Here is a 9,247-nt window from a genome sequence, read left to right on the forward strand (position 1 = left end):
CGGTGCTGGTGGCCGCGGTCCTTGACACGTCGGGGGCGCGGGTGACCACGGTGGGACTCGTGACGGCGGCGGTCGCGGGGTGCGGGTTCGGCGGGATCGTGCTCGCGTACGACATGACGCCTTCTGACTCCGGGGTCGTGCCGCTGGTCGTCGCGCGGGTCCTGCAGGCCGTGCTGCTCGGGACGGCGGCGGTCGTCGTCGCCCGGCGGGCGGCCCCGGTGCGGGGTCCTGGAGGCGCGGCAGACCCCGGGACGTCGGCCGACGTCGCGGGGTCTGCCGCGTCTGGCCGCATCCGGGTCGGCGGACGCTGGCCGGCCCGCCTGGTGTGGACGGTGGTCGTCTGCGGCGTCCTGGACGCGACGGCGAACTTGTTCATCCATGCGGGACTGCACTCGAGCGACGACCCGGCGACGCTCCCCGTGGTCAGCGTGCTCAACGCGCTCTACCCGATCGGGACGGTCGTGCTGGCCGGGGTCGTGCTGCGGGAACGGCTGACGGCCGTGCAGTGGACCGGGATCGTGCTCGCGTTCGGGGCGTCGGTGGGCTTGGCGCTCGCGTAGCGGGGCGCGTGCGCGGGCTGCGGCGGCGCTGGCGGCTGCTGCGGCGCGGGCTGCTGCGGCGGCGCTGGCTGCGGCGGCGCTGGCGGCGGCGGCGCGCGCGGCGTGGACGTTTCGCGCTGCGCGACAGTTCACGGGCGATCGAGCGCGTGAGGTGTCGCTCAGCGCGTGGAGTCGTCCGGGCCGGGCGGCGCGCGTCCCGGGTCAGTCGTCGGAGATGAGCCGCTTGCCGAGCGAGACCGCGTGGTCGTCGGCGTACCCGAGCGACTCGTAGAAGCCGATCACCCGCTCGTTGCCGGCGCGGACCTGCAGGCTGAGCTTCGGGCAGCCGAGGTCCGTCAGCAGTCGCTCGAACTCGGCCATGAACGTCCGTCCGAGGCCCGTGCCCTGCACGTCGGGCCGCACCGCGAGGTAGTTCACCCAGCCCCGGTGCCCGTCGAACCCCGCCATGCCGGCCCCGACCACCGGGCGTGCCGGATCGTCGACGTCCTCGGCCACCAGGAACAGCTCGGGCTGCACGGTCAGCTTGCGCGCGATGTCGCGTCGGGGGTCGTTCCAGGGACGGACCAGCCCGCACTCCTCCCACAGGGCGACGACGGCGTCGGTGTCGGCAGGGGCGAACGGTCGGAGGACGTGCTGCATCACTGCACCGTAACGGTGCTGTGGACAACCTCGTCTCCGGTTCGTCGCCGTGATCTGATAGACCTGTCCGACCACCCCATCCGGATCAGGAGCCCCGTGACCGCACACGAGACACTCTCGTCGCGCCGAGACCGCCGCGACGGTGCCGTGGGTGCTGCGCGTCGGGCTCCGCGGCGGCGTCAGACCGTGGGTGGCGCGATCGTCTCGCTCATCGCGGAGCTGCTCATCATCGCCGGCGTGGGGACCGGGCTGTACGTGGTGTGGACGGCGTGGTGGACCGACGTCGTCGCCGTGAACGAACAGACCAAGCTCGTCGACGGCCTCGGGCAACGCGACACCGCCGGCACCGGGACCGAGCACCGCGGGCCGGCACCCGTGCTCGCGGAGCCGCCGGCTGTCACCGACGTCTTCGGGACCATGCAGATCCCCCGGTTCGGCAAGGACTACGAGCGACCGATCGGCGAGGGTACCGACCGCGAGAAGGTCCTCAACACCATCGGCCTCGGTCACTACGTGGACACCGCCATGCCGGGCGCCGAGGGCAACTTCGCCGTCGCCGGACACCGGGTCACCTACGGCAAGCCCCTCAACCAGATCGCCGAGCTCAAGACCGGCGACGACATCGTGGTGCGGGTCACCGACGCGAAGACGAAGTTCGACGTCTGGTACGTCTACAAGGTCACCGACTCGCAGATCGTCACGCCCGACCACGTCGAGACCATCGCCCCGGTGCCGAACAAGCCCGGCGTCGAACCGACCGCCGACGACCGATGGATGACCCTGACCGCGTGCCACCCGATGTGGTCGGCCAAGGAACGGTACGTCACCCACGCCAAGCTCGACTACTGGATGCCCGCGTCGGAGGGCACCCCGAAGGAACTCTCGGAGACCGTGCAGTGATCTTCCCGTTCGTCTGGCGCATCCTGCCCGGCCCCACGGCGCTCAAGGTGATCGAGTTGCTCGTGCTCCTCGCGGCGATCGTGTGGGTGCTCTTCACCTACGTCTTCCCGTGGGTCGCGGCGGACATCCTGCCCCCGCCGGACGGCACGGTGGACGTCTCACCGTCGCCCTGACCCACGTCGGCGGGCGGCCCGTCGGCGTCGCGCGTCAGACGGTGGTGGTCACCCGCGAGCCGCCGTCGGCCGTGCGCCGCACCGCGATCCGCTCCGGGATCCGCTGCTTCAGTTCCTCGACGTGACTGACGATCCCCACCTGGCGTCCGCCCGCCGTCAGGCGCGACAGCTGCCCGATCACGTCGTCGAGGGTCTCGGGGTCGAGCGTGCCGAAGCCCTCGTCGACGAACAGCGTGCCGAGCGACACCCCGCCCGCCTCGGCCTGGACGACGTCGGCGAGCCCCAGGGCGAGGCACAGCGACACCGTGAAGGTCTCGCCACCCGACAGGCTGCGGGGATCGCGGACGGTGTCGGTGGTCTGGTCGTGCACCGCGAGTGCGAGCCCCGTCCGTCGCGACCGTGAGCCGGACTCCCGCTCGTCGGAGGTCTCGAGCGTGAAGCGACCCGCGAGCATCGCTCGCAGCCGGTCGTTCGCCGCCGCGACGACGTCCTCGAACCGGCGCATGAGCACGTAGGTGCCGAGGGTGATCCCGGTGGGGTTGGCCGAGGCGACACCGGCAGCGACGTCCGCGAGTCGCACGACGGCCCGGCTGCGCGCCGAGGTGTCGTCGCGCGCACGCACCGCCGTCGCCAGATCCACCGCGCACCGCTCGGAGGCGACCGCACGGTCGAGCGCCGAGGTGGCCGCGCGGACGGTGGCCTCGGCCGCGGCTGCGGTGGCGTCCCGCGCCGCCCGGGCGCCGTCGAGGTCGAGCGTCTGTGGGTCGTCGTCCGCCGCGGCGACCACGGCCGGTTCGGCGAGCCCGGCGTCGACGACCGCACGGGCCTGGTCGGCGCGGGCGACCTCGGCTCGGAGCGCCCCGGCCGTTGCCTGGTCGAGCACGTCGGCACGGGCGGAGGCGACGTCGTCGAACCCCTGGGCGCTGAGCACCCGGTCGACCTCGGCCGCACGTTCGTCGACGTCGGCCGCCGCCGAGGCCGCCCGGACGTCGGCCTCGACCACCGCGTCCAGACGCCCGACGAGCGCGTCGAGGGCCTCGACCCCGCGGCCGAGCGTCTCCGGAGCGGTACCGAGGTGCTCGGTGACCCGATCGACGGCGAGCGCCACCGCGGCAGTGTCCTGGTCGAGGCGTTCGGTGTCGGACGTCACCGCGGCGGCGAGCACGGCCCTTTCGGCGTCGACGTCGTTCCGCTGCCGTTCGAGGCTGCGCGTGGTGTCGTCGTGCGTCGCGCGCTGCTGTTCGAGCTCGCGCACGCGGACGGCGGCGGCGTGCGCAGCGGCCACGGCAGCGTCGGCCGCCGCGGCGAGGGCGTCGACGGTCTCGTCGTCGGTGTCGCCGAGCGCATCGGTGAGCCGATCGAGCTCGGCCCGCTCGAGCGCGAGGGTCGTCGCTGCGTCGGCGAGCGACCGCTCCGCCCGACGGGCACGCTCGGCGGCGGCCTCGATCGCGTCGGCGGTGGGGTGGTCGTCCTGTGGGGTGGCGACGACGGGGTGTTCGGTCGCGCCGCAGACGGGACACGGGTCACCCGGCTGGAGCGCGGCACCGAGTTCCCCCGCGAGACCGGCGATGCGGCGCTCCCGCAGGTGCTGCTCGGCCCGGACGAGTTCGTGGGCGGTGGTGCGCGCGGCGGCGACGGCCTGTTCGGCGCCGTGCACCCGTCGCTCGGACCCGGCCCGTGCGACGAGTTCGGCCCGGAGCACGCGGACGCGGTCCACCTCGAGCCGCGCCGCCTCGGACCCGGCGGCCAGGGCGGCAGCGGCACGGGCGTCCTCGACGATCCGGGCGCGCTCGGCTGGGCGAGCGTCGAGCGTGGCGTCGAGTTCGACGAGCCGCTCGGCCAGGAGGGCCCCGCGGGCGACGGCGTCCGCTATCGAGCGACGCCGGCCCGGGACGGCGGCTTCGAGGTCGACGCGGTGCCGGACCGCGGCGAGACAGTCCGTCACGGCGGTCCGCCGTCGTGTGAGTGCGTCGTGGTCGGCGGTCAGACCGTGCTGGGAACGGAGGGCGTCCGTCGACGCGCGGGCACGGTCCGCCCGCGCCCGAGCGGCGTCGAGGCCGTCGGCGACGACCGCGACCCGGCCGGCACGTTCGCTGGACGCCACTCGGGCCCGGGCGGCCGCGACGGCGTCGGCACCAGCATCGAGTTCGGCACGACGTGCGAGCAGGGCGGTCCGGCGCTCGGCCGCGACGGCGCGGCCCGTGACCGACTGCTCGTGCGCGGCCGCCGCCGCAGCGGCACGCGTCGCGTCGGCGCGCTCGGACTCGGCAGCGTCGGCCGTGGCACGGAGTGCGGCGACGGTCTCGGGCACGGCGGCCTCGTCCGGGTCGTCGGCGCCCGCCGCCTGGGCGAACCGGGCGAGCGCGTCGCGGACGGCAGCGTCGGCACCCTCGACCTCGGCGAGGACGGCGCGGCGTCGGGCAGCGAGCTCGTCGGCCGTCCGGTCGTAGACCTCGGTGCCGAACAGCGACTGCAGCAGCTTCCGGCGCTCTTCGCCGGGCGACCGCAGGAACCGGGCGAACTCGCCCTGCGGCAGGACGACGGTCTGCAGGAACTGGGCCTTGTCGAGTCCGACGATCCGCGCGACCTCGATCGCGATCTCGGGGATGCGCGAGGACATCGGCTCACCGATCGCGTCACCGGGACCGGCGAGCCGGAACAGCTGCGCGGACGCCTGCTGCTTGACGGTGCCCGTCCCCCGCTGCTTCGGGCGGTGGTACTGCGGTGTGCGTCGGAGGCGGTACACCCCGGCACCGGTCTCGAACACGAGCTCGACGAACGGCTCGACCGCGGGGTCGGCGTGCTGGCTGTGCAACCGGTCGTCGCTCGCCTCGGCACCGGCGAGTCCGCCGTACAGGGCGAACACCACGGCGTCGATGATCGTCGACTTGCCGGAACCGGTCGGCCCCTCGAGCAGGAACACCCCCGAGGCGGCGAGCGCCGCGAAGTCGATCGACACGAGGTCGGGGTAGGGACCGATCGCGCGGAGGTCGAGTCGGTGCAGGTACATCAGCGGTCCCCCTCGCGCTGGAGTGCCGCGGCGGCGGCCTCGTACGCCTCGGTGAGGATCGCACGGTCGGCGTCGTCGGGGGTGGTGCCGGTCGCGAACGACACGAAGTCCGCCGCGACCTCGACCGGGTCGGAGGTCGCCGTGACCGCGCGTGCGGCGGCGCGCTCACCGCGGTCGGTGGGTTCGTGCGTGACGGCGAGTGCGAACGGGAAGCGGTCCTTCACCCGCGCGTACATGCGCTCGGGGTGCACGATGTCCGTGACGGCGACCCGGACCCAGGCGTCCGTGGCGGCCTGGTGCGCCCCGGACTCGATCTCGTCGATCGTGGCGCGGACGTCGACCAGGCGGCGCGGCACCGGCGTCGGCACGAGCTCGGCCGTCACCCGGCCCGCGTCGTCGAGGTCGACCACGGTGACGGACTTCCGCTGGTGCCGCTCACCGAACGAGAACGCGAGGGGCGAGCCGGCGTAGCGGAGGCGGTCGTCGTCACCGACCCGCTGCGGACCGTGCAGGTGCCCGAGCGCGACGTAGTCGATGCCGTCGAACACGGAGCGCGCCACCCGGTCGACACCGCCGACGCGGATGTCCTGCTCGCTGTCGCTCGGTTCGGTCCCACCGACGAACGCGTGTGCGACGACGACGCTGCGCGTGCCCGGGCGTCCGGCGAGGTCGGCACGGACACGGTCCATCGCGGCACCGACCACGGCCTGGTGGGAGCGGGCGAGCGGTTCGTCGGGGACCGCGGCGAGGGCGTACCGCGTCAGGTCGGGGTGCAGGTAGGGGATGCCGTAGACGGCGACGGGACCGTGAGCGTCGTCGACGAGGACGGGCGTGGCGATGCCGGCGGGTTCGGCGAGGATCCGGACCCGCGCGTCCATCACACCGGCGCCGAAGCCGAGCCGGGCGGCGGAGTCGTGGTTGCCCGGCGTGACCACGACCGTGGTGGTCTCGGCCAGCCGTTCGAGCACCCGTGACAGCATCCGGACGGCGTCGACCGGCGGGACGGCACGGTCGTAGACGTCCCCGGCGACGACGACGAGGTCGACCGCGCGGGCGCGCACCTGTTCGACGAGCCAGTCGAGGAAGGCCGACTGGTGCGCGAGCAGGTCGGCACCCAGCAGTGTGCGGCCGAGGTGCCAGTCGCCGGTGTGCAGGATGCGCATGCGGTCACGGTAGCGCCGGCCGGGGACATCGCCGGGTGCCTCGCGGCGGCCTGTGGAGAACTCAGGCGCAGCTGAGGCTCGTGCCGACGAGGGCGGTCTGGATCCTGGCGGTCGAGGTGCTCGTCGACGTCCAGTTGCCGAGGAAGTCCCCGCGCACGACGACGGTGTACACCTGTCCCAGGTTGAAGAGACCGGAGCCGGTGACCCGCACGGGTGAGGTCGTCCCGGTGGCGAGGACGGTCGTCCCGCTGAGCACCGAGAACGAGGTCGCCGCGGGCCCCGGGTAGGTGAAGCCGATGTTCACCGTTCCGTCGCCGTTGGCGGTGCAGCCGAGGCCGGTGGCCTGCGGCACCGTCAGGGCACCGAACGAGGACGCCGTGGCGGTGGTCCGCGTCCACGGTCCCGCGACGGCCTCCGCGGGCAGCAGCACCCCGGCACCGCCGGCGAGGACGAGCACGGCTGCTGCGCCGCCGAGCCGGCGGGTCCGACGCATGCGACGGACGGTGCGGCGCGATGCGACGGTGGACGGGTCGGGCGCACGGTGTCTGGCGGGGGTGCGCCGCGCCTCCTGGCCGTCGTCCCTGCCGGTCCGCGGGCCGGTGGCGGTGCCGTCGGCGTCGTCCGGTCCCGTGGGCGGGTCGTCGTCGGACGGACCGTCCGCGGGGTCGGTGTCGACCAGGCGGCGCAGCGATCCGTCGACGGTGCAGAGCGCGAGCAGCGCGACGAGGCCGATCGAGAGGATCCCGACCCTGCCCCACGCGCCCTCGCGGAGCCAGAGGATCGGGGTGCCGACGACGGGGACCCGCAGGAAGGCGACCCCGTGCACCGCCGACCGCTCGACGGGTGTCGAGTCCTGCTGCGGGTTGGCGTCGCCCTTGGTGACGATCGTGCCGTCCGGGCCGTCGTCGACGTAGCGGTGCATGCGCAGGTGGCCGGGCTGGTCGGGGTCGTCGGCGAGCAGGACCCTGCCCGCCCGGAGCTCGGCGGGCGCCACGGGGCGGGAGACCACGACGTCCCCGGGGACGAGCCGCGGTTCCATCGAGCCGGTCACCACGGTCGTCGGCTGCCAGCCGATGACGGCGGGCGCGGCGGCCCAGAGCGCGAGCCCGAGCACCGTCGCGACGACGCCGCGGGCGATCGTGGCGACGACGACGCGCCCCCAGTCGACGGCGTCGCGGAGCGCGTCGTGCGGTGCGGGTCCACCGTGCACTTCGATGCTGACCATGACTGCCTTCGACCGGGGGCGCGTTGATCGGGCGGTGACGGACGGGGCCGGATCGGGCCCGGTCCCGGCCGTCACGCTGGGCGGCGGCGGGAGCGCTCACGACGCTCCCGCTCGGCCCGCTCAGCTGTTCTGGGCCTCCCAGGTGAAGCCGAGGGCCGCGGTGCCGCCCTGCACGGTGTTCGGCGCGGTGCTCGACACGGTGTAGGTGAAGCGGAAGACGCGCGACTCCGAGCCGCTGCCGGTCGGCGCCCAGGTGCCGACGCCCGAGGCGAAGTTCGTCGAGGCCGAGCCGAAGCCCCCGACGGTGCCGCTGTAGAGCGTGCCGCTGGTCGACGCGGGGGTGAAGCCCGTGCAGGAGCCGAAGCCGCCGCCCGTGCCCTGCTCGACGGTGAGGTTGATGTTCGTCGCGAGGGCGTTGGTCGTCGCCGGGTTCGTGCCGTACAGCTTCACCGTCGAGGGCAGCGTGCCCGTCGAGGTGACCGTGATGCAGTTCGTCCCCGTCGAACCGGGCTTCAGACCGGTCGCGGTGAAGAGCGCGGTGTTGTTGTCGTCGTCGGTGAGGGCGACGGTGCCGGCGCTCCAGTTGCTGGTGGGGTTGACCGTGGTGGCGGAGAACGCCGAGTAGGACGCGGTCGAGACGACGACACCCGAGGCCACGAGAGCGGCGGGGACGGCGATCCAGGCGGCGAGACGAGCGGCGCGAGGGGTGACACGGGACATGACGGAGCTCCTGATCCATGGTGTGCCGGGTCCGCGGGGTTGGTCGCTCGGGCACGGTGGTTCGTACGACGATCAAGCTACTTGGTCGCCGTGTGACTCACAATGGAAGCTACACCCCCACAGTTGGGGGTAGTTCAATCACTGAGATACTTGTTCAATGAGCATCACGGCGTCGTACCCCAGTCGTCCCACCGATCGCCCCGTCGATCACCACCCGAGAAGAGCCGCCCGATGACGGACACCGTCCCCGCGCTCGCGCAGCGCCTGCACACCGCGCAGCTCCCCACTGCACCCGTGTCGCCGACGATCGGCGTCCCCGAGGGCGACCCGCGCGGGGACCTCGCGGCGCTCATGACCGCGTTCCGGACGCTGCAGACCCAGCACGCACGGGTCCTGCACCACGAGAGCGCCACCCGCGGCCTCAACGCGACCGATTCGCGGTTCGTGTTCTTCCTCGCCTCGGCCGACGGCGAGGGCGTCACCCCCAAGCAGGCCGGTGAGTACCTCGAGCTCTCCACGGGCGCCATGACGAGCCTGATCGACCGGCTCGAGCAGCGCGGCCACATCGAACGTCGGCCGAACCCCGCCGACCGGCGCAGCATCCTCGTGCACCTCACCGCCTCCGGCTCCGAGGTCGCCAGCGAGATCGGCAGCGTCTACACGGCCGCCTTCCGCGACGTCATCGCCCCCGGCGACCGTCGGCGGCTCGCCGACGCCTTCGACCGGCTCGGCACGGCGCTCGAACACCACTCGCGGAGCGTGTCCGTGGCGGCGACCGTCGCCGGCATCACCCCGTGACGAACGGGGTCGGTCGCCGCGCGTAGCGTGGCCGGCATGACCCCCTCAGAACTCCTCAT

The 9,247-nt window shown here is 73.8% G+C and carries 9 protein-coding genes; 4 read left to right on the plus strand and 5 right to left on the minus strand.

From position 1 onward, the window contains the following. A partial coding sequence (locus I5E_RS03025) for an EamA family transporter (protein ID WP_022905687.1) occupies nucleotides 1-560 on the plus strand: 560 nt, incomplete at its 5' end. Between the two features lie 201 nt (nucleotides 561-761). Here I5E_RS03025 and I5E_RS03030 read toward each other — a convergent pair. After that, nucleotides 762-1,199 (minus strand): GNAT family acetyltransferase, encoded by a 438-nt coding sequence (locus I5E_RS03030; RefSeq protein ID WP_031261299.1) that lies wholly within the window; start codon nucleotides 1,197-1,199, stop codon nucleotides 762-764. Nucleotides 1,200-1,385: 186 nt separating this feature from the next. Between I5E_RS03030 and I5E_RS03035 the strand changes: the two genes are divergently transcribed. Beyond that, nucleotides 1,386-2,099 carry a class E sortase gene (locus I5E_RS03035; RefSeq protein ID WP_042723538.1) on the plus strand — a complete coding sequence of 238 codons (714 nt, stop codon included), beginning with the start codon at nucleotides 1,386-1,388 and terminating at the stop codon, nucleotides 2,097-2,099. Beyond that, nucleotides 2,096-2,272: a hypothetical protein gene (locus I5E_RS25170; RefSeq protein ID WP_022905690.1), complete on the plus strand. Its 177-nt coding sequence runs from the start codon at nucleotides 2,096-2,098 to the stop codon at nucleotides 2,270-2,272. The genes I5E_RS03035 and I5E_RS25170 overlap by 4 nt, the downstream gene beginning before the upstream one ends. Nucleotides 2,273-2,306: 34 nt before the next feature. Here the strand turns inward: I5E_RS25170 and I5E_RS03045 are convergent, their stop codons facing one another. From I5E_RS03045 to I5E_RS03060, 4 genes are all read right to left on the minus strand, one after another. Then, nucleotides 2,307-5,282: an AAA family ATPase gene (locus I5E_RS03045; RefSeq protein ID WP_022905691.1), complete on the minus strand. Its 2,976-nt coding sequence runs from the start codon at nucleotides 5,280-5,282 to the stop codon at nucleotides 2,307-2,309. Beyond that, nucleotides 5,282-6,445 carry a metallophosphoesterase family protein gene (locus I5E_RS03050; protein WP_022905692.1) on the minus strand — a complete coding sequence of 388 codons (1,164 nt, stop codon included), beginning with the start codon at nucleotides 6,443-6,445 and terminating at the stop codon, nucleotides 5,282-5,284. The genes I5E_RS03045 and I5E_RS03050 overlap by 1 nt, the downstream gene beginning before the upstream one ends. Before the next feature lie 61 nt (nucleotides 6,446-6,506). Continuing rightward, nucleotides 6,507-7,670 (minus strand): S24/S26 family peptidase, encoded by a 1,164-nt coding sequence (locus I5E_RS03055; protein ID WP_022905693.1) that lies wholly within the window; start codon nucleotides 7,668-7,670, stop codon nucleotides 6,507-6,509. Between the two features lie 120 nt (nucleotides 7,671-7,790). Then, nucleotides 7,791-8,390 carry a hypothetical protein gene (locus I5E_RS03060; protein WP_022905694.1) on the minus strand — a complete coding sequence of 200 codons (600 nt, stop codon included), beginning with the start codon at nucleotides 8,388-8,390 and terminating at the stop codon, nucleotides 7,791-7,793. Nucleotides 8,391-8,621: 231 nt separating this feature from the next. Here I5E_RS03060 and I5E_RS22515 point away from each other — a divergent pair, with 231 nt between their 5' ends. After that, complete coding sequence (locus tag I5E_RS22515; protein WP_022905695.1) at nucleotides 8,622-9,188, plus strand: MarR family winged helix-turn-helix transcriptional regulator; 567 nt, start codon at nucleotides 8,622-8,624, stop codon at nucleotides 9,186-9,188. Nucleotides 9,189-9,247: the final 59 nt, after the last annotated feature.

The organism is Curtobacterium sp. B18 (assembly GCF_000333375.1).
Lineage (GTDB): Bacteria > Actinomycetota > Actinomycetes > Actinomycetales > Microbacteriaceae > Curtobacterium.

Excerpts from the sequence above, each read along its gene's own strand:
- I5E_RS03060 (WP_022905694.1), bottom strand. The coding sequence starts at position 8,390 with ATGTCCCGTGTCACCCCTCGCGCCGCTCGTCTCGCCGCCTGGATCGCC.
- I5E_RS03050 (WP_022905692.1), bottom strand. The coding sequence starts at position 6,445 with ATGCGCATCCTGCACACCGGCGACTGGCACCTCGGCCGCACACTGCTG.
- I5E_RS03030 (WP_031261299.1), bottom strand. The coding sequence starts at position 1,199 with ATGCAGCACGTCCTCCGACCGTTCGCCCCTGCCGACACCGACGCCGTC.
- I5E_RS22515 (WP_022905695.1), top strand. The coding sequence starts at position 8,622 with ATGACGGACACCGTCCCCGCGCTCGCGCAGCGCCTGCACACCGCGCAG.
- I5E_RS03045 (WP_022905691.1), bottom strand. The coding sequence starts at position 5,282 with ATGTACCTGCACCGACTCGACCTCCGCGCGATCGGTCCCTACCCCGAC.
- I5E_RS03055 (WP_022905693.1), bottom strand. The coding sequence starts at position 7,670 with ATGGTCAGCATCGAAGTGCACGGTGGACCCGCACCGCACGACGCGCTC.